This is a genomic window from Ochrobactrum sp. A-1, assembly GCF_022488005.1.
In the GTDB taxonomy this organism is placed as follows: Bacteria; Pseudomonadota; Alphaproteobacteria; order Rhizobiales; family Rhizobiaceae; genus Brucella.
Map to the genome: position 1 here is coordinate 1049845 of NZ_JAKVQC010000004.1, position 18662 is coordinate 1068506.

Below are 18662 nucleotides of genomic sequence, written 5' to 3' on the forward strand. Positions count from 1 at the left end.
CTTTGTATGAATGTTAGACGTGCTGGCCGCCATTGATGTGAATTTCCGACCCCGTCACGTAGGATGAAGCTTCGGAGCAGAGGAAGTAAATGGTTTCCGCCACTTCCGATGTCTTTCCGAGGCGACGCATCGGAAGCTGCTCCACCAGCTTGTCGGTTCCCGGCGAGAGAATTGCCGTATCGATTTCGCCCGGCGCGATGGCATTGACGCGGATGCCATAAGGCCCGAAGTCAGACGCCATCTCACGGGTCAGCGCGGCAAGTGCGGCCTTCGAGGTTGCATAGGCAGTTCCGGCGAAAGGATGCACACGGCTACCGGCGATGGAAGTCACGTTGACGACCGAGCCCTGGGCGGCTTCCAGTTCCTTGAACAGGCCACGAGCCAGCATGATCGGCGCCATGAAGTTGACCTGGAACACGTCCCGCCAGACCGCCATCGGGGTTTCGATGGAGTTCATGCGTCGTCCGCCCTCCGCCTTCGGCGAAATGCCTGCATTGTTGACCAATGCATGTAGTTTGCTGCCGTTGGCTTCGAGACGGCGGCGGATTTCGGCGATTGCCTTGCCGACATCTTCCTGATCGGCCAGATCGACCTTGATGTGATCTTCCGGACCGGCTGGCCACGGGCAATTGTCGGAAAAATCCTGTCGTGAGCAGGTGATGACACGCCACCCGGCACGCGAAAAACGTTTCACTGTCGCGTGGCCGATGCCACGGCTGGCCCCGGTCAGGACCAGAGTTTTACGCTCGGTATCCGTCTTGGGAGTATCGGAATCGGAAACGTTTGTTTGGGTGACTTGGGACATGGAAACCTCGCTCTCCAATCTTGAATAGACCAAGCCGCTCAAGATTTCGAGGGGAATTAGTACGTTCGCATTGAAGCTGCTTCACTTGATCGCGCGTAAAGGCCGCCTGTGGTGACGGCCTCCGCTGCTGCTACTGCGAATTACCCATGATGATGTCGAGCAATGTCGTGGATTTTCCCGACTGCTGCCCACCGCCCACATCGCCGGGAGGGACCGGGCGATAGCTATCATTGGCATTGGCCGGGTATGTCGCCGCGCCGGGCTGTTCGGCGAGCGGGCGTCCCGTTTCACTCGACTGCTGGATGCCGTTGCGGGCCGTGGAATCCGGCGCAGGTGGCCAATAGCCGTCATCACCATTGCCTACCATTGGCTGATTGCCATAAGGGTCCTGTGGCATCATGCCGGGATCGTAAGGCGCATTCGGGTCGATGCCGTCGCTGCCGCCGGGGACAACGTTCTGAATGTCGTAGTGGCCGGGAAGCTCGGCGATGGGCACGCCCTTGTGTGCTTCTTTCATGAAGCTTTTCCAGGCAGCAACCGGCAAGGTCGAGCCGAATACGCGCTTCATGCCCTTGCCGTCATCATTGCCGAACCAAACGCCGGTTGTAAGATTGGCCGTATAGCCGACAAACCATGCATCACGGAAATTCTGGCTGGTGCCGGTCTTGCCTGCGGCGGGCCAACCGAAGGCAGCGCGCTTTGCCGTCCCGTCTTCCACGGTACGCCGCAGCATTGCATTCATCATGCCGACATTGCGCTCGTCGATGACACGCGGGCCGACGCCATCTTCCTTCTGATAAAGAACCTTGCCATCCGAATCCGTCACATTGGTGATGAAATAGACCGGCGCGCGATAGCCGCCATTGGCAAACGGCACATAGGCGTCGGCCAGTTCCAGCAATGTCACTTCCGAGGTGCCAAGCGCCAGCGAGGCATTCGCTTCGAGCTTCGACTGAACACCGAGCCGATGCGCGGTGTCTATGACGGTCTGCGGGCCGACTTCCATCACGAGCTGTGCGGCAACGGAGTTCAGCGAGTGAGAAAGGGCAGTGGCGAGCGTCACCTGTCCCATATATTTTCCGTTATCATTGCTCGGCGTCCATTTGCCGATGCGGATGGGAGCGTCATTGCGCACCGAGTCCGGTGTCCTGCCCTGTTCAAGCGCCGTCAGATAGACAAAAGGCTTGAAGGAGGATGCAGGCTGACGGCGCGCATCGGTGACACGGTCAAACTGGCTTGTGGCATAATCAACGCCACCGACCATGGCGCGAACCGCGCCCGTGCTGTCGATGGAAACGAGCGCGCCCTGGCTGGCGTTCATCTTTTTGCCGTTCTGGGAAATCTGGTCCTTGATCGCCTCTTCGCCCGCGCGCTGCAGGTTGAGGTCGATGGTGGTCTGGACCGTGATGTCTTCCTTCGCCTCACCGATCAGTTCGGGCAGTTCCGCCACAACCTTGTCGGCGACATAGTTTTCCGAACCCTGCCAATAGGATGGCGCGCGTGTCATCGGTTCGCTTTCGGCGATGGCCATCTGGCTGTCGTCGATCATGCCTTCCTGACGCATGGCGCCCAGAACCAGCTTGGCACGTGCTGCTGCGGCTTCCGGATCGCGGGCAGGCGACAGGCGCGACGGCGCCTTCAGAAGACCGGCGAGGGTTGCCGCTTCCATCAGGTTCACGTCCTTGGCCGACTTGTTGAAATAGCGCCGCGAGGCTGCATCGACGCCGAAAGCGCCGGATCCGAGATAGACCCGGTTCAAATACATCTCCAGAATCTGGTCTTTGGTATATTTGTGCTCGAGCCACAGCGCGAGCATGACTTCCTGTACCTTGCGCTCCAGTGTGCGGTCGGGAGAAAGAAACAGGTTCTTGGCAAGCTGCTGGGTGAGCGTGGAACCGCCCTGAACGGCGCGGCCCGAAACGACATTGGTTACAACCGCACGGGCAAGGCCTATGGGATCGATGCCGAAATGCGAATAGAAGCGGCGGTCTTCAATGGCGATGACGGCCTTCGGGATAAAGGGCGACATTTCATGCAGGCCGACAGCCTCGCCGCCGGTCGTGCCGCGATTGGCGATCAGGTTACCGTTAACATCAACGATGCGAACATTTGGCGGACGATCCGGGATAGTCCAGTCGGTCGTGGGAGGCATCTTGGCGGCAAAATAGACCAGCATGCCCGCAAAGGCGATGCCGCCCCATAATCCCAGCACGAGGCACCAATAGATTGAGCGGCGCAGAAAGCCGAAAAAGCCGCGCGGCTTATTCTTGCCGCGTCGCGAGGAGCGCGGTTCCGGTTCGTCGGATTGTCTGCGCCGGCGCTGCTGCGTGCGAGCCATGCGGTCCTCCTCGTCGACGCGAAAAACCTCGTCATCTTTTTTCTCTTCGCCACCGAAGGAAGGTTCGATGCGTCGGTTTTTGTCGTCACGCGATGCCATGTCAGCCTGGATCCGCCCACCCGTTTGCCAGTCTGATCGTGATGCAGACCGGTCATTTTGAATAATATTTGCGTGCTTTACGGGATTTTGCGCCGCAAAAGCAAATAAGGGCCTAATCCGGTGCAGGGTAAATGCGGCAGTTTAAAGGGACGTAAATCATCCATGCACAAAAAAGGCTCCACCGAAGTAGAGCCTTTTCTCAAATTTGGGCTGTGCAGCGTTTAAAGTGTGTCGCATTTTATCGTACTTGTACGACACGCTTTAAGCTTTTGTTTTCATGCATGTCTTTATCCCATCGTAGCGGAAGCAGAAATCAGTCCCGTGAACTGATTTCTCCGCGAAGACGGTTCCCACTTTCGGGAGACATGCATTAGAACTTGTATGCGACGCCGAGGCGGATATCGTTGGTTTTGAACGATCCGCGCGTGTTGATGTCGCCAAGATCAAAATCCTTTTTGCCGAAATCGGTATAACGATATTCGAGGCGAAGCAGGATATTGTCGGTTGCGGCATAGTCGATACCCGCGCCGGCAGTCCAGCCAGTCAGGACCTTGTCATTGCTGAAGCTGCTGCCGCCGATGTTAAGCGAATTCTTGACGCCGCCGAAAGCCACGCCGCCTGCGATGTAAGGCATGAAACGGTCTACAGCATAGCCGGCACGTGCGCGAACGGCCCCAGACCACTGCAGTTTCGTTTCAGCTGAGCTCTGAACGGCGTTATTGCTCGTGATGAAGTCACGCGATTTCTTCAGGTCATTATAGTCGAAGTTGCCTTCGACGCCGAGAATGACATTGCTGCCTGTATCGAAATTGTAACCGGCATAGACGCCGCCAATGAAGCCGTTGGACTTCAGTTCGGTCGAACCACCATTCGTCTTGTTTTCGAGCTTGGAACGGCCCCAGCCCCAGCCAGCCTCGCCACCGATATATGCGCCACCCCAAGAGAAGGCGGGGGCTATCGCGATCGGAGCAGGTTCCTGGGAAACAATAGCGTCGGCTGCGTAGGCGGTGCTGCTTGTCGCAATCGCAATCAGGGAAGCACCAAGTATAATTCTTATCTTCATAGAAAACTCCTATAAAATAATTCGATTATGGGGGATGTTATAATGTTGTTTGATGTTTTTGTATGTATCAAATTTGCAACAAATGAATAGAATATATTCTATTCTAGCGGTTTCTAATATTAATTCTATTATTTAATAATGTTAATTAAGTAACTAAATATTGGATATAGATTTTATTTGTATGAAGCAGAGAATGAACGGCAAGATTTTAGATGTCGCTTGCATGAAAAAAAAGGCCCCGCGATGCGGGGCCTTTTTTGATGTGAGTTCAATAAAAATTAGAACTTGTATGCGACGCCGAGGCGGACTTCGTTGGTCTTGAAGTCCTGATTGACATTCAGGCCACCGAAGTCGATGTCCTTGTCGCCGTAATCGGTGTAGCGATATTCAAGACGAACGATCAGGTTGTCGGTTGCTGCGTAGTCGACACCGGCACCTGCGGTCCAGCCCGTAAGCGTCTTGCTTTCGGAGAAGCTGCCGACACCATCAATGCTGCCGCTGTTCTTGATGTTGCCGAAGGCCACACCACCAGCAAGATAAGGCATGAAGCGATCGACCGCATAGCCGACGCGGGCACGAACGGCACCGGACCAGCGAAGCTTGGTTTCGAAGTCGCCGACTGCGAGGTCACCATTATAAATGTCGATATCCTTGGAGACATCGTTATAAGTCACGTCACCATCGATACCGAGCACGATGCTGTTACCGAGATCGAAGTTATAACCGGCATAGATACCGCCGAGAAAACCATCCGGCTTGACGTTGCCAAAGCTATAGATATCGCCATCGAAGTTCGACTTGCCCCAGCCGTAGCCGATTTGGCCGCCGATATAGGCACCGTTCCAGGTAAAGGACGGAGCAACCACAACCGGAGCTGGCTCCTGTTCAATAACGGCGTCAGCAGCCTTCGCGCCTGTAGCGGCCACGAGGGCGACAGTCGATGCAAGAAGAAGGGCCTTGAGCTTCATGATAAACCTCCTGAAGGAAAGTCTCAGAACCAATATTTGTCCCTAATATAAGCGATTGCTGTCAAAAGTCTGTAGCAAACCGGACACAGCAAGGGGAATGTCGCCTGGATAGTACACGTTCCCGTGAATGCTCTGCGAGGAGTCTTGGCGTCGATCGCGCGCAATATGGCGCAGGCTTGTTCAAGCTCTTCGGGATGTAATTCCGATGCTGATCGCGTTATAGAAATCGCTCGAACTTCCGGGGGAGCCGAAATGCATGACAAGAAGGGCGTAAATGGGCGGGTCGACTGGGTCGATATTGCCAAGGGTATCTGCATCATCTTCGTTGTTATGATGCATTCGACGCTCGGCGTGGAAAAAGCAGCCGGTGCGCAAGGCTGGATGCACTATGTGGTCGCCTTCGCGAAACCTTTTCGCATGCCGGATTTCTTCATAATATCAGGCCTCTTTCTCAGTCTCGTTATTGATCGGCCATGGCGACGCTATCTTGATCGCAAGGTCGTGCACTTTCTCTATTTCTATATTTTGTGGCTGACAATCCAGTTCGCCTTCAAGGCACCGGGCATTGCCAGCGAGGGCGGAGTTTCAGGTGTGGTAAACGCCTATTTGATGGCCTTCATCGAGCCGTTCGGAACGCTCTGGTTCATTTATATATTGCCCGTTTTCTTCATCGTGACGCGGCTTTTGAAGCGTGTGCCGATGGGCGTAGCCTTTACGGTGCTGGCATTTCTGGAAATCCTGCCGGTGCATACAGGCTGGGTCATGGTGGACGAGTTCTGCTCGCGTTTCGTCTATTTCTATGCGGGCTATGCCTTTGTTCCCGCCATTTTCCGGTCCGCAGACTGGCTGCGTCAGCGCCCGCTTGTCGGTATTGTCGGACTGCTCATCTGGGGCCTCGTCGAATATAAGCTCGTCTTTATGCCGGTGCCTGAAAGCCTGGCTGCGTTGATACCGCCCGCAAACGACCTTCTGAACGGGCGCGGGGCCGTCAGCGATCTGCCGGTTGTTTCACTTCTGCTTGGATTGGTGGGCGCGTTGGCGATTATTTCCGTCTCGTCGCTCCTCAGCCTGCTCCCGGTCGGAAACTGGCTGCATCGCGGTTTGAGCTGGCTCGGCGCGCATTCGATTGTCGTTTATCTGGCGTTCTTCCTGCCGATGGCCATTGCCCGCACGGTGCTCTTGAAACTCGGCATCGGCGATATCGGCACCGTCTCGCTCCTGACGACTGCAAGTGGCGTGATTGGCCCTGTCATTCTTTATGGCCTTATCCAGTGGAGCGGTTACGGACAGTTTCTGTTCCGTCGTCCTGGCTGGGCTTATATCGATCAGGTGCCACAAAAGAAAACGGCGGCTACTGCCGCCGTCTAATCTCAGGTCATTATATCATCGTTCAACTATGCGCGAAGATATCGTCTTCCGGCCAACCCATGAGGTCGAGTTCCGAGCGCGTCGGCAGGAATTTGAAGCAGGCTTCAGCCTGTTTCGTGCGGCCATCGCGCTCAAGACGCTGTTCCAGAACAGCCTTCAGGCGATGCAGATAAAGAACGTCCGAGGCGGCGTATTCGAGCTGTGCCTGCGACAGCACTTCGGCCGCCCAGTCCGAAGACTGCTGCTGTTTGGAGATCGAAACCTCCAGAAGCTCACTGCACAATTCCTTCAGACCGTGACGGTCCGTATAGGTGCGGGTGAGCTTCGATGCGATCTTGGTGCAGAACACAGGCTGCGGCATGGTGCCGAAAGCATGCGCCAGCACCGCCAGATCGAACCTGCCGAAATGGAAGATCTTGGTGATCGAGCGATCCTTCAGAAGCTTGACCAGATTGGGCGCCTTCTTCTGACCTGCTTCAATCTGGATCACGTCCGCCGTGCCGTCACCGGGCGAAATCTGCACCACGCAAAGCCGGTCACGATGCGGATTCAGGCCCAGCGTTTCTGTGTCGATGGCGACTGCGTCCACCTGATAATGGTCGAGGTTTGGCAGATCGTTTTTATGAAAACGGATGGTCATTCAGTTGTCCTTGTTTCGCGGCAGTTGCCGCCATAATGCGAGCCCTACTTGGCGGCGATAGCCGCCATAATACGTGCCCATGAGCGTTGTCCCTTATGGAAGGAGTTCAGCTCGTATTTCTCATTGGGCGAATGGATGCGGTCATCTTCGAGGCCAAAGCCCACGAGCAGTGATTCCATGCCGAGGAACTTGTCGAAGTCGCCGACAATCGGAATAGAGCCGCCCATGGCGATCAGCACGGCTGGCTTCGGCCATTCATCGGAAAGCGCATCCTTGGCCTTGGAAACAAGCGGGGAATCATAGGGCAGCTGGATGGCTGGCGACCCACCATGCGGATGAAATTCGACTGAGCAATCGGCGGGAACACGCTCTTTCACAAAGGCGCGGAAGGCTTCGCGAATCTTGGCCGGGTCCTGCTTGTGCACGAGGCGGAACGAAACCTTGGCGGAAGCTTCCGCTGCAATAACGGTCTTGAAGCCTTCGCCGGTATAGCCGCCGATAATGCCGTTTACTTCTGCGGTCGGGCGTGCCCAGGTCAGTTCCAGCACGCTGCGGCCCTTCTCGCCGGACGGGATGGAAAGGCCAATGGGGCCAAGGAAGTTTTCCGCTGTACGACCCAGACTCTCCCAGGACTTCAGAATCTGGGTCGGAGTTTCCTCCACGCCGTCATAGAAGTCTGGTACGGTGATGCGTCCGGTTTCGTCGTGCAGGTCGGCCAGAATTTTGGTCAGGATATGGATAGGGTTCGCCGCAGCGCCGCCGAAGAATCCGGAATGCAGATCGCGGTCGGCTGCCTTGATGACAATCTCCTCGCCGACGAGACCGCGCAGGCCGACGCTGATGGCCGGCGTTTCCGTGTCCCACATGGATGTGTCGCAGACGAGCGCCACATCAGCCTTCAGCTCTTGCTTGTTGGCGTCGAGGAAAGGCTTCAACGATGGCGAACCGGATTCTTCCTCACCTTCGAACAGGAGCGTTACCTTGACCGGCAGATTGCCGTTGATCGCCTTATAGGCGCGGCAAGCTTCCACAAAGGTCATGAGCTGGCCCTTGTCGTCGGAGGTGCCGCGACCGGTCAGAATCCTGCGGCCATTGCCAAGGTCCTTGATGGCCGGATCGAAGGGATCGTTTTCCCAAAGGTTCAGCGGGTCGACGGGCTGCACGTCGTAATGACCGTAGAACAGCACATGCGGCGCATCAGCTGTTGCACCTTCGTGATGGGCAACCACCATCGGGTGGCCGGGTGTGTCGCGCACGCTGGCATCGAAACCGATCGACTTCAGATCTTCTACCAGCCATTCAGCGGCTTTGCGGCAATCGGCCTTGTAGGCCGGATCGGTGGAAATCGACTTGATCCGCAGGAGATCGAACAGGCGGTCGAGGCTCTTGTCGAGATTGGCGTCGAGATGGTCGAGAACTTTGTCGAGCGATGGCGTGGACATGGATGCTTCCTGACGAGTCGTAAAACTGGCGGCACAGTACAACCAGCTTTCCGAAGTTAAAACCCTCATTGAGCCCAAGTTAAAGCGGATTTCGGGGAGTAAGGTCTTCCCGCCTGCCGAGTGCCAGAAGAAAGACGAGAAGTGCGAAGATTGCAGGTTCACGCCAGACGAGCGGCGCAAAGGCCGACCAGAACGTTTCCGCAAAAGCGAGGAGCGCAGCGCCAGCCGCCGAGGCAAGTGGCGAGAAATAGCCGCCGACCGCGCCGATCATCAGGATTTTAAGGCCAAGCAGCAACCCGTCGCCGGAATTCATCGTGCCGTAATAGGCGGTCATCAAGATTCCAGCGAGCGCAGCAAGCAGCACGCCGCCGAGATAGGCGATGAGAAGAACCCTCTGTGTGTCGACACCGCAAAGCGCGGCCGCAAAAGCATCGTCTCGCACAGCGCGCCAGTTGCGTCCATGCCGGGTGTGCTGGAGAATGAAACCGCCTGCAAGAACCATGGCTGTCATGAGGGCTGTATTGAGAAGCTGCATGGTCGTGAGGCTGACGGTAGCGTTGCCATTCTGCCAGAAAACGACGGTCTGTTGCAGAAGTGGCGGCAGCCAAAGGCTGCGCGAGGCAGCGGCAAGGCGAACGCTTTCCATGAGCACTATAGCAATGCCGAGTGCTGCCACCATGGCCATGTTAGGCGCTATATGCCGTAGAGGGCGCAGCACGAAATGATGTACGGCGATGCCAGCTGAAAGCGTGTAGAACAAGGCTCCTGCAATGCCGACAGCAAGGGCTGCCGGGAAAACGAGCCAGAGCCGGTCCCAACCAAAGCCGGTAAAAAGGATGAGAAGCTGGCCGGAAAAGGCGACGAACGCGCCATAGCTGATGTCGGCTCGCCGGATTACAGCGAAGCTCACCGCATAGCCGAAGGCAAGCAGGCCATAGAGCGCGGCCAGCGGAACGGCATTGGCGATTTGCTGGAGAATATAAGCCATCGGGCGTTCTCCGACCTTTGCCGATAATTATAACTGCCAAAAAGCATTTTACCAGTTATAATAAACCATGAGCTTTTCATGGACATTGCATCGGTTTTCCGGCGGTGCGCTGGCGCTTGATGTCGCTAACAGCGTGATCCTGCGTGACGAACCGGAACGCAGCGTAGATCGCTTTGCCATACCGGAACAGCTTGCGGCCTTTGCCGAGGCTGCGGGAAGATTTTGTGCGGAGAAGGATTTGGGCTGGCCGCTCTTGCCGGTTCAGCCCGAAAGCCGCGCACGTTTTCTGGCGTTGCGCGAAGCAACTGATCGTTATTTTCGTACCTTTGTTCTGGGGGAAGGCGATAACGATCTTCTCGCGGATTTTCTGGAACGTGCGGCGGATGTGTTTCGCCATACCTACTCATCGCAGGCTCTGGAAACCGCGACAGCGCGATCCGCACTTCGGCTTATGGGCGAGTGTCAGGCGGGAACGGATGGTGGCCGCCTCAAAATATGCGGCAATTGCGGCTGGCTTTTCATGGACCGCAGCCGCAATCGCAGCCGTGTTTGGTGCGATATGCGCGTCTGCGGCAATCGTGCCAAGGCAAGCCGTCATTATTACCGCCATAGGGAGGTGGAAGCATGAGGCCTCTTACCGCATTTGTGCTGGTTTTGGCCCTTGGCTTTTCCGCCACTGGTTGCCAGCGCGAAAAGACGGACGGACCTTTCGAGGTTTCGGGGAGACTGGTGGTTTTTAATTATCGCATCGCACGCGCTAGCTTTCTGGTCACGCTGCGCAAGATCGCGCCGGTTGAGACGGGTGCGACGGTGACGGCCTTCTTCGACAACCCGCAAGGCGGCAAGCCTGTAGAAGTGGTGCGCAAGATGTTTCCGAAGCTCGATACTGTCGCGCTGGAAACGGATGCCCTGCACTGTATCGTCAAGGACAGGCCCTATAATGTGGCGATCCGTATTGTGTCGCTCGATGGAAAGCTGCTGCAAAGCCTGACGACGAGTGTTCGTTCCAGCGAAGACCAATCTGTCCTTCCTGCCGAACCGCTGGTGGTGGGGCCGTTCTATGATCCTAACCCCAAGGTTTTTCATCCTGACGGTAGCACGAATTTCTCACCGGAAAAGGGCTGCCCAACGGCGTCCGGGGGATGAAACCGGGAGTGTAAAAAAGATTTGGCCGTTACGGTGAGGGGGTTACCGTAACGGCCATATCACTACACTCAAAGCGGCAGCCCGGAGAGGGGAATGAGGCTGCCGCTAACATCCGGCATCCAACGGGGGACGGGTCAGAAAACCGGCGACCGACGAACTGTCGATAATCAGGATTTGGCCTTTCAACTGTGGCTATTCAAGGGCACGGAAGATTACAAATCTGTAACAAACGTGTTATCGCGGCGTGATGGGTTCTCTTTCACGTGGACGGTTGTTTCTCCTGACACGGGAGCGGTTTCCTTTATGGTTGCTTTCCTCTAATTCTACCTTATGAAAAAAGGCGATCATCTCTTTCTCGTTGACGGCTCGGGCTATATTTTCCGCGCCTATCATGCCCTGCCACCGCTGACCCGCAAGACGGATGGTCTGCCGGTTGGTGCCGTCTCGGGCTTCTGCAACATGCTGTGGAAGCTCCTGAAGGATGCTCGCAATACGGATGTCGGCGTGGTGCCGACCCATTTCGCGGTTATTTTCGACTATTCGTCGAAGACGTTCCGCAACGAAATCTATCCCGAATACAAGGCCAATCGCACCGCGCCGCCGGAAGATCTCATTCCGCAGTTCGGCCTCATCCGTCAGGCAACGCGCGCGTTCAATCTGCCTTGCATCGAGAAGGAGGGTTTCGAGGCCGACGATCTGATCGCGACCTATGCCCGTGTCGCCGAACAGGCAGGTGGTGACGTCACCATCGTTTCGTCCGACAAGGATCTCATGCAGCTCGTGACGCCAAGCGTGTCGATGTATGACAGCATGAAAGACAAGCAGATTTCGATCCCGGAAGTGATCGAGAAATGGGGCGTTCCGCCGGAAAAAATGATCGACCTGCAATCGCTGACCGGCGACAGCACCGACAATGTTCCCGGCATCCCCGGCATCGGTCCCAAGACGGCGGCGCAATTGCTGGAAGAGTTCGGTGATCTCGACACGCTTCTGGCCCGCGCTTCCGAAATCAAGCAGAACAAGCGTCGCGAAAACATTCTGGCCTTTGCCGACCAGACGAAGATTTCGCGCGAGCTGGTTACGCTCAAGACCGATGTTCCGCTGGATGTCGATCTCGACGGTCTGGTGCTTGAACCGCAGAACGGCCCGAAGCTGATTGGCTTCCTGAAGGCAATGGAGTTCACTTCACTCACTCGCCGGGTGGCCGAGGCAACTGACACTGACGCTTCTGCCGTCGAACCATGCCATGTGGAGACCGACTGGGGCGCGGATGCGCACGGTCCAGATGTCGATGTTCCCGCCAAAACTGATGATGCGGCGACGCAATCCGCCTCGACATCGACCGTCACGGCCTCGGATCAAGGCTATACGCCGAAGGCGCTCGCGGAAAAGCGGGCGGCGGAAGCAACCGCGCAGACCATCGATACGAGTGCGTATACCTGCATTCGCGACATAGCCACACTGAAACTGTGGCTCGCAGAGGCGGTTGAAATCGGGGTTCTGGCCTTCGATACGGAAACGACGTCGCTCGATCCGATGCAGGCGGAACTGGTCGGCTTTTCGCTGGCACTGGCGCCGGGCAAGGCGGCTTACATCCCGCTTCAGCACAAATCCGGTGCTGGTGATCTTCTCGGCGGCGGCATGGTCGAGGGACAAATTCCGCTGGGTGAAGCGCTGGCGGCTTTGAAGGTCGTGCTTGAGGACGCTTCCGTTCTCAAGATCGCGCAGAACATGAAATATGACTGGCTGGTCATGCGCCGCCATGGGATCAATGCGGTGTCGTTCGATGATACGATGCTGATTTCCTATGTGCTGGACGCGGGGACGGGCAGCCATGGCATGGACCCGTTGTCCGAGCGCTGGCTCGGCCATACGCCAATTCCCTACAAGGATGTGGCGGGAAGCGGCAAAAGCGCCGTCAGCTTCGACATGGTCGATCTGGATCGTGCTACGGCTTATGCAGCGGAAGATGCCGACGTGACGTTGCGCCTTTGGCAAGTGCTGAAGCCGCGCCTTGCCGCCGAAGAGCTGATGTCTGTCTATGAACGTCTGGAACGTCCGCTGGTCGATGTTCTGGCGCGCATGGAAGAACGCGGCATTGCCGTTGACCGACAGGTATTGTCGCGCCTTTCCGGCGATCTGGCGCAGGCTGCTGCAGCCTACGAAGACGAGATTTACGAACTGGCAGGTGAGAAGTTCACCATCGGTTCGCCCAAGCAGCTTGGCGACATTCTTTTCGGCAAGATGGGCCTTCCGGGCGCGTCGAAAACCAAGACCGGCCAATGGTCGACCTCTGCACAAGTGCTGGAAGACCTCGCTGCTGAAGGCCATCCGCTGCCGCGCAAGATCGTCGATTGGCGCCAGCTTACCAAGCTCAAATCCACCTATACGGATGCTCTGCCGGGGTTCATTAACCCAGAGACCAAGCGCGTTCATACGTCCTATGCCATGGCGTCCACCTCGACCGGACGTCTCTCGTCATCCGATCCGAACCTGCAAAATATTCCGGTTCGCACAGCCGAAGGCCGCAAGATCAGGACAGCCTTCATCGCCGAACCCGGCAACAAGCTGGTTTCTGCCGATTACAGCCAGATCGAACTGCGTGTCCTGGCGCATGTGGCCGATATCGCGCAATTGAAACAGGCATTTGCCGACGGCATAGACATTCACGCCATGACGGCATCCGAAATGTTCGGCGTGCCGGTCGAAGGCATGCCGTCGGAAGTGCGCCGACGCGCCAAGGCGATCAATTTCGGTATCATCTACGGCATTTCCGCATTCGGTCTGGCGAACCAGTTGTCGATTCCGCGCGAAGAGGCAGGTCAATATATTCGGACCTATTTCGAGCGCTTTCCCGGCATCAAGGACTACATGGAGGCGACCAAGGCTTTCGCGCGCGAGCATGGTTATGTCGAAACGATTTTCGGCCGCCGTGCGCATTATCCAGATATCAGGGCATCCAACCCGCAGGTCCGCGCTTTCAACGAGCGCGCTGCCATCAATGCGCCTATACAGGGTTCTGCGGCCGACATTATCCGCCGCGCCATGATCCGTATGGAAGATGCACTGGCTGCGCAAAACCTTGCCGCGCGCATGTTGTTGCAAGTGCACGACGAACTGATCTTCGAAGTGCCTGATAATGAAGTCGAAAAGACCATTCCGGTCGTTCGTCACATTATGGAAAATGCGGCAATGCCTGCCGTCTCGCTTGCTGTGCCGCTGCATGTCGATGCGCGCGCAGCGCATAACTGGGATGAGGCACACTAGAGCGCATTCCGAAAAGTGTGAAACGGTTTTCGGGCCAAATGCGCGTCAAAAAGGACCAGAGGGGCGGTACGATTCAATCGGATCGAATTACGCTCTGAGGTTTGGCCGGTTGACCTGAGCGGCCCAACCCTATAGGGAAGCATCAATTCTGTTGCTTCGGTGGTCGTCAGGGGAGTCGTGGACAAGTGGGTTCACGACCAATGGGTATACGGCTTGAGAAGCTTTTTTCGTGAAAGTGGTTCATGTCTTTGCCCGAAACCATCGCTCCGGCTCTGTCCGGAGCATTAGCCGCTCGCGGTTATAATACACTCACCGCCGTTCAAAATGCCGTTCTGGCACCCGAAACGCTCAATGCCGATCTTCTCGTTTCCGCACAAACCGGATCGGGCAAGACAGTTGCTTTCGGCCTTGCCATGGCCAACACCCTCCTCGAAGACGAACTACGTTTCGGCGATGCCGGTGCGCCGCTTGCAATGATTATCGCGCCGACGCGCGAACTGGCGCTTCAGGTTCGTCGTGAACTGGAATGGCTCTATGCCGATACAGGTGCGCGCATCGCATCCTGCGTTGGCGGTATGGATATCCGCACCGAGCGTCGTGCGCTGGAACGTGGCGCCCACATCGTTGTCGGTACGCCGGGACGTCTGCGCGACCATATCACCCGCGATGCTCTCGACATGTCGGAACTGCGTGCCGTCGTTCTCGATGAAGCTGACGAAATGCTCGACATGGGCTTTCGCGAGGACCTCGAATTCATCCTCGGCGAAGCGCCGGATGACCGCCGCACGCTGATGTTCTCGGCAACCGTGCCGAAGCCGATTGCCCAGCTTGCCAAGCGCTTCCAGAACGACGCGCTTCGTCTCACCGTCCAGAGCGAAACCAGCCAGCACGCCGACATCGACTATGTTGCCATGCCGGTGCCGCCGCATGAGCGCGACCACGCGATCATCAATACGCTGCTCTATTACGACAGCCAGAACTCGATCATTTTCTGCTCGACCCGCGAAGCGGTGAAGCATATGGCGAGCCGACTTTCCAATCGCGGTTTCGCTGTGGTTGCACTGTCCGGCGAATTGAGCCAGGCGGAACGCAACAACGCGCTTCAGGCAATGCGTGATGGACGCGCCCGCGTCTGCGTGGCAACCGACGTTGCCGCACGCGGTATCGATCTGCCCAATCTCGATCTCGTTATTCACGCCGATCTTCCGAACAATCCAGAAACGATGCTGCACCGTTCGGGTCGTACAGGTCGCGCAGGTCGCAAGGGCACCTGCGTGCTGGTCGTGCCGTTCTCACGTCGCCGCACTGCAGAGCGCCTTCTGCACATGGCAAAGCTCGATGCACAGACGGTTCCGGCACCAAGCATTGCTGCTGTTCAAGCAAAAACCAATGAGCGCATTTTGAATGCGGAAGTCTTCAATCAGCCGGTTGAAGAAGAGTATCAGGATCTCCTGAAGGCGCTGACCGAGCGTTATACGCCGGAACAGATTGCAAGCGCCTTCCTCAACCGCGAAGTTGCGTCCTACCCCGCAGCGGAAGAAGTCTCCGATGCTCCTGTGCATCCGGTTGGTGGCAAGAAGCCCCGGGATCGTTTTGAAAAAGGCGAGCGCTCTGATCGCGGCGACCGCGGCGACCGCTTCGAGCGCGGAGAGCGTCGTGAGCGTGGCGAACCGGGCGAACGTTTTGACCGTAATGCACATTTTGACGGCGTCTGGTTCTCGGTTTCTGCTGGTCGCAAGCATCGCGCCGATCCGAAGTGGCTGCTGCCGCTCATCTGCAAGGCGGGCGATGTTTCCAAGCGCGACGTTGGTTCGATCAAGATTTTCGATAATGAAACCCGCTTTGAAATCACGGCCTCGAAGGCTGATGAGTTCCGCCGTTCGGTCGAAGAACGCGGCACTGGTGAAAAGGGTCTTGTGATCCGCACTGCCGTTGCAGGTGCAGGCGGTGACGCTGCCCCGCGTGAAGGCAAGGGTGGCTTCAAACCACGTGGCGACAAGTTCAAGGAAGGTGGCTTCCGCGACGGCTACAAGAGCGATGGCTATAAAGGCGACCGCTCGAAGGGCGACAAGTGGGACAAGCCGCGTGATTTTTCCCGCGGAGACGACTTCAAGAAAGACGGCTTCAAGAAGGGCGGCAAAAAGCCCGAAGGCGGCGGTTACAGCAAGAAGCGTCGCGGCGAGTAATAATCAGAAACGAAAAAGCAACGGTGTTAGGCGTCAAGCACCGTTGCGTTGGCGTCTCGCATTCTAGCATTTAGGATGATGATCATTTTACGCATGACGGCGACAAGTGCGACCTTTCCGGGCTTTCCTTGCTGCTTGAGACGCGTGAAGAATGCCTTCATGTCGGGATCGAAACGAATGGCAGGCAGCGCTGCGACGTAAAGCGCGTCGCGCAGATGTCTTCTACCACCTGCAATCATGCGCTTGCCGCGCATCAGACCACTATCGCGATTAAGCGGCGCAACGCCAACCAGCTTGGCAATTTGTCCTTTGTCAGTATGCCCCAGTTCCGGCAGGTCGGCCAGGATGAAGCATGCCGTTCGTAGGCCGATCCCCTTGAGCGACATCAAAACCTCGGCCTTCCGGCCCAACTCTGCATCCGCTTTCAGGCAAGCCGTCATTTCATCCACGATAGCCTGACGCTGATCGAGCAGGAAACGCAGGCTTTCCTCGATCCAGACTTTCGTTCGCCCGGTCAACTTCTCCCGGCGATTTTTCTCCTGCACGATCATGTGCGACAATTGTCTGTAACGACTGACAAAATCCGCCAGAGCCCGCTCCTGAGAAGAGCGTTGTGGCAGAATTCTTGTTTCCATGCGCCTTGCATAATCGGCAAGAATGAAGGCGTCGATCCTGTCGGTCTTGGAGAGTTGGCCACAGGCACGTGCAAACTGCCTGATCTGCTTCGCATTGACCTTGGCGACAGGCAATCGCGCGGCCTGCAAGGCGGCAACGACAAGGCGCTCGTAACCGCCGGTCGGTTCGAGAACCAGACGTTCAATATCGTCCACAGTTGCGAGAAAGGCGAGAAAACTGGCAATGCCTGCTGCCGTATTTTGATAGGTCACTGTCTGGCCATCCGGCAGAACGCAGGCATCCAAAGACGATTTTGATATGTCGATGCCGACAAAACGGCTAGTATAAGACATGAGGCTGGTCTCCCTTATACACGAGCGCGAAGCTCCCTCAACGGTGCGACAAGACCTCAAAAGCTGCAAAGGGTTCTGCTTTTTTACGAACGAAAGTTCACGCCCCGATGGGCTCAACCGCTTTGCAGCAGCCATTGCGGTGTTGCATTCACCACAATGACATAGAGGCCGGAACGAAGTTTAACGTTCCGGCCTCAAATGTATAAGCCCCGCCACAAGGGCGGGGCTTTTTTCAATCCTGAACGGTTATTCCGTTCCCTGAATGGCTGCGAGAAGCCATTCGCCGCCATCTGTGCGGGTGAACGTCCAGAGTTCAACGCTTTCCACCGGCTCATCCGGATTGCCTTCAACGACAGCGCCGGTATTGCGATCCAGCATCACGTCGATCGCCGAATAGCGGATCGCAACGGTTGCGTATTCGACATTGCCTTCGCGCCAGGCTTCGGAAACGTCGCCCTGCAGAAGCTTGACGTCCTTCACTTCGTTACGCATGCCGCTGGAAGCGATCTCGCCCAGTTCTTCGGCCAGATAGGACATGGCTTCCGGGGTAGCGAGCTTGCGCAGCGCTGCATAATCCTCACGGCCATAGGCGGTCTGGACTTCGGAGAGCATCTGTTCGAAACGATCCAGATCCTCCTGACCGACATCCATCGGTTCATCTTCAGCGGCGGGAGCAGCCGGAGCGGCTGCCTGCTTGGTCTCGAACGGATTCACCGAAGGCGTACGGCCACCAAAACCGGCCTGTGAACCAGCTTGCGGGGCTGCGGTCTTTACCGCGCCGAAAGGCTGTGCACCTGCGTTACCGACGCCTGCCGCTGCCGGCTGGCGACGATTTGCGAACATGCGCATGACGAACATCGCAATGAGCGCGATCACCGCAACCTGCAATAACAGGCCGAACATGCCAGCAAGACCGCCAAGGCCGTTGCCGAGCAGCATTCCGATCAGGCCACCGACGAGAAGACCGCCCAGCATGGAACGACCGAAGTTACCGAACATACCGCCGGAACGCTGTGCCTGCGCAGCATTCTGCGTGCCTGTTGCGCCCGGACGGTTGGTCTGCGTCGCGCCGGTATTCGGCGTCATCGAACGTTCCATCGGCGCAGCATTGTTAGGTGCAGTACGCGTCGGCGCTGGCGCCTGATAGGTGCGCGCGCCACGGCTGCCGAAACCGCCACCGCCCGCACGGCGAGCCTCGGCGAAATCGACCGCAGCAAAAGAGGCAATCAGCCCCAATACCATTGCAGCTGTCAGTTTGGTCAGGCGGCTTCCGGAACCCGGCATCGTTTACTCCCATTTAGAGACATGTCTGAATGTTTAAATCAGAGCTCATATGGGAATTCGCCCCCACACCTCACAAGAGCGTGAAGGCAAAAAAATCCAG

General features: G+C 56.9%; 14 protein-coding genes. 5 read left to right on the forward strand and 9 right to left on the reverse strand.

Translation table 11 applies throughout. The features are described from left to right. Positions 1 to 13: 13 nt before the first annotated feature. From MKS82_RS14605 to MKS82_RS14620, 4 genes are all read right to left on the reverse strand, one after another. Complete coding sequence (locus MKS82_RS14605) at positions 14 to 805, reverse strand: SDR family NAD(P)-dependent oxidoreductase (protein ID WP_109989242.1); 792 nt, start codon at positions 803 to 805, stop codon at positions 14 to 16. A gap of 130 nt (positions 806 to 935) precedes the next feature. Further along, positions 936 to 3242, reverse strand: coding sequence for a transglycosylase domain-containing protein (locus MKS82_RS14610; RefSeq protein WP_109989243.1), 2307 nt, complete (start codon positions 3240 to 3242; stop codon positions 936 to 938). A 370-nt stretch (positions 3243 to 3612) separates the two neighbouring features. Then, positions 3613 to 4305: an outer membrane protein gene (locus tag MKS82_RS14615; protein ID WP_109989244.1), complete on the reverse strand. Its 693-nt coding sequence runs from the start codon at positions 4303 to 4305 to the stop codon at positions 3613 to 3615. A 278-nt stretch (positions 4306 to 4583) separates the two neighbouring features. After that, on the reverse strand, positions 4584 to 5273 hold the full coding sequence (locus MKS82_RS14620) for an outer membrane protein (RefSeq protein ID WP_109989245.1): 690 nt from the start codon (positions 5271 to 5273) through the stop codon (positions 4584 to 4586). A 252-nt stretch (positions 5274 to 5525) separates the two neighbouring features. Between MKS82_RS14620 and MKS82_RS14625 the strand changes: the two genes are divergently transcribed. Beyond that, entirely contained in the window at positions 5526 to 6641 is a 1116-nt protein-coding gene (locus MKS82_RS14625; protein WP_109989246.1) for an acyltransferase family protein, read from the forward strand. Positions 6642 to 6663: 22 nt separating this feature from the next. On the opposite strand, the gene MKS82_RS14630 is transcribed toward MKS82_RS14625, so the two are convergent. From MKS82_RS14630 to MKS82_RS14640, 3 genes are all read right to left on the reverse strand, one after another. Further along, positions 6664 to 7281: a ribonuclease D gene (locus MKS82_RS14630; RefSeq protein ID WP_109989247.1), complete on the reverse strand. Its 618-nt coding sequence runs from the start codon at positions 7279 to 7281 to the stop codon at positions 6664 to 6666. Positions 7282 to 7325: 44 nt separating this feature from the next. Continuing rightward, positions 7326 to 8723, reverse strand: a complete 1398-nt coding sequence (locus MKS82_RS14635; protein WP_176036371.1) for a dipeptidase — start codon at positions 8721 to 8723, stop codon at positions 7326 to 7328. A 79-nt stretch (positions 8724 to 8802) separates the two neighbouring features. Continuing rightward, positions 8803 to 9711, reverse strand: coding sequence for a branched-chain amino acid ABC transporter permease (locus MKS82_RS14640; protein WP_109989249.1), 909 nt, complete (start codon positions 9709 to 9711; stop codon positions 8803 to 8805). Positions 9712 to 9778: 67 nt separating this feature from the next. On the opposite strand from MKS82_RS14640, the gene MKS82_RS14645 reads away from it, so the two are divergent. The 4 genes from MKS82_RS14645 to MKS82_RS14660 all read left to right on the forward strand — a co-directional run bounded on the left by MKS82_RS14645 (position 9779) and on the right by MKS82_RS14660 (position 16310). Beyond that, a complete protein-coding gene (locus MKS82_RS14645) occupies positions 9779 to 10339 on the forward strand; it encodes a CGNR zinc finger domain-containing protein (protein WP_109989250.1) in 561 nt (186 codons plus the stop codon). Further along, positions 10336 to 10857 (forward strand): hypothetical protein, encoded by a 522-nt coding sequence (locus MKS82_RS14650; protein WP_109989251.1) that lies wholly within the window; start codon positions 10336 to 10338, stop codon positions 10855 to 10857. The genes MKS82_RS14645 and MKS82_RS14650 overlap by 4 nt, the downstream gene beginning before the upstream one ends. A 330-nt stretch (positions 10858 to 11187) precedes the next feature. Next, on the forward strand, positions 11188 to 14124 hold the full coding sequence (gene polA, locus MKS82_RS14655) for a DNA polymerase I (RefSeq protein ID WP_109989252.1): 2937 nt from the start codon (positions 11188 to 11190) through the stop codon (positions 14122 to 14124). Positions 14125 to 14366: 242 nt separating this feature from the next. Next, entirely contained in the window at positions 14367 to 16310 is a 1944-nt protein-coding gene (locus MKS82_RS14660) for a DEAD/DEAH box helicase (RefSeq protein ID WP_240578644.1), read from the forward strand. 26 nt (positions 16311 to 16336) lie between these two features. Here MKS82_RS14660 and MKS82_RS14665 read toward each other — a convergent pair whose 3' ends face one another. Together MKS82_RS14665 and MKS82_RS14670 are read right to left on the reverse strand one after the other, a co-directional pair. Beyond that, the gene (locus MKS82_RS14665) at positions 16337 to 17278 is read right to left on the reverse strand and encodes an IS110 family transposase (protein WP_024897869.1); all 942 of its coding nucleotides are present in this window, start codon (positions 17276 to 17278) and stop codon (positions 16337 to 16339) included. Positions 17279 to 17524: 246 nt separating this feature from the next. Next, entirely contained in the window at positions 17525 to 18562 is a 1038-nt protein-coding gene (locus MKS82_RS14670; RefSeq protein WP_109988453.1) for a Tim44 domain-containing protein, read from the reverse strand. Positions 18563 to 18662: the final 100 nt, after the last annotated feature.

Excerpts from the sequence above, each read along its gene's own strand:
- MKS82_RS14605 (WP_109989242.1), bottom strand. The coding sequence starts at position 805 with ATGTCCCAAGTCACCCAAACAAACGTTTCCGATTCCGATACTCCCAAG.
- MKS82_RS14610 (WP_109989243.1), bottom strand. The coding sequence starts at position 3,242 with ATGGCATCGCGTGACGACAAAAACCGACGCATCGAACCTTCCTTCGGT.
- MKS82_RS14615 (WP_109989244.1), bottom strand. The coding sequence starts at position 4,305 with ATGAAGATAAGAATTATACTTGGTGCTTCCCTGATTGCGATTGCGACA.
- MKS82_RS14620 (WP_109989245.1), bottom strand. The coding sequence starts at position 5,273 with ATGAAGCTCAAGGCCCTTCTTCTTGCATCGACTGTCGCCCTCGTGGCC.
- MKS82_RS14625 (WP_109989246.1), top strand. The coding sequence starts at position 5,526 with ATGCATGACAAGAAGGGCGTAAATGGGCGGGTCGACTGGGTCGATATT.
- MKS82_RS14630 (WP_109989247.1), bottom strand. The coding sequence starts at position 7,281 with ATGACCATCCGTTTTCATAAAAACGATCTGCCAAACCTCGACCATTAT.
- MKS82_RS14635 (WP_176036371.1), bottom strand. The coding sequence starts at position 8,723 with ATGTCCACGCCATCGCTCGACAAAGTTCTCGACCATCTCGACGCCAAT.
- MKS82_RS14640 (WP_109989249.1), bottom strand. The coding sequence starts at position 9,711 with ATGGCTTATATTCTCCAGCAAATCGCCAATGCCGTTCCGCTGGCCGCG.
- MKS82_RS14645 (WP_109989250.1), top strand. The coding sequence starts at position 9,779 with ATGAGCTTTTCATGGACATTGCATCGGTTTTCCGGCGGTGCGCTGGCG.
- MKS82_RS14650 (WP_109989251.1), top strand. The coding sequence starts at position 10,336 with ATGAGGCCTCTTACCGCATTTGTGCTGGTTTTGGCCCTTGGCTTTTCC.
- polA (WP_109989252.1), top strand. The coding sequence starts at position 11,188 with ATGAAAAAAGGCGATCATCTCTTTCTCGTTGACGGCTCGGGCTATATT.
- MKS82_RS14660 (WP_240578644.1), top strand. The coding sequence starts at position 14,367 with ATGTCTTTGCCCGAAACCATCGCTCCGGCTCTGTCCGGAGCATTAGCC.
- MKS82_RS14665 (WP_024897869.1), bottom strand. The coding sequence starts at position 17,278 with ATGTCTTATACTAGCCGTTTTGTCGGCATCGACATATCAAAATCGTCT.
- MKS82_RS14670 (WP_109988453.1), bottom strand. The coding sequence starts at position 18,562 with ATGCCGGGTTCCGGAAGCCGCCTGACCAAACTGACAGCTGCAATGGTA.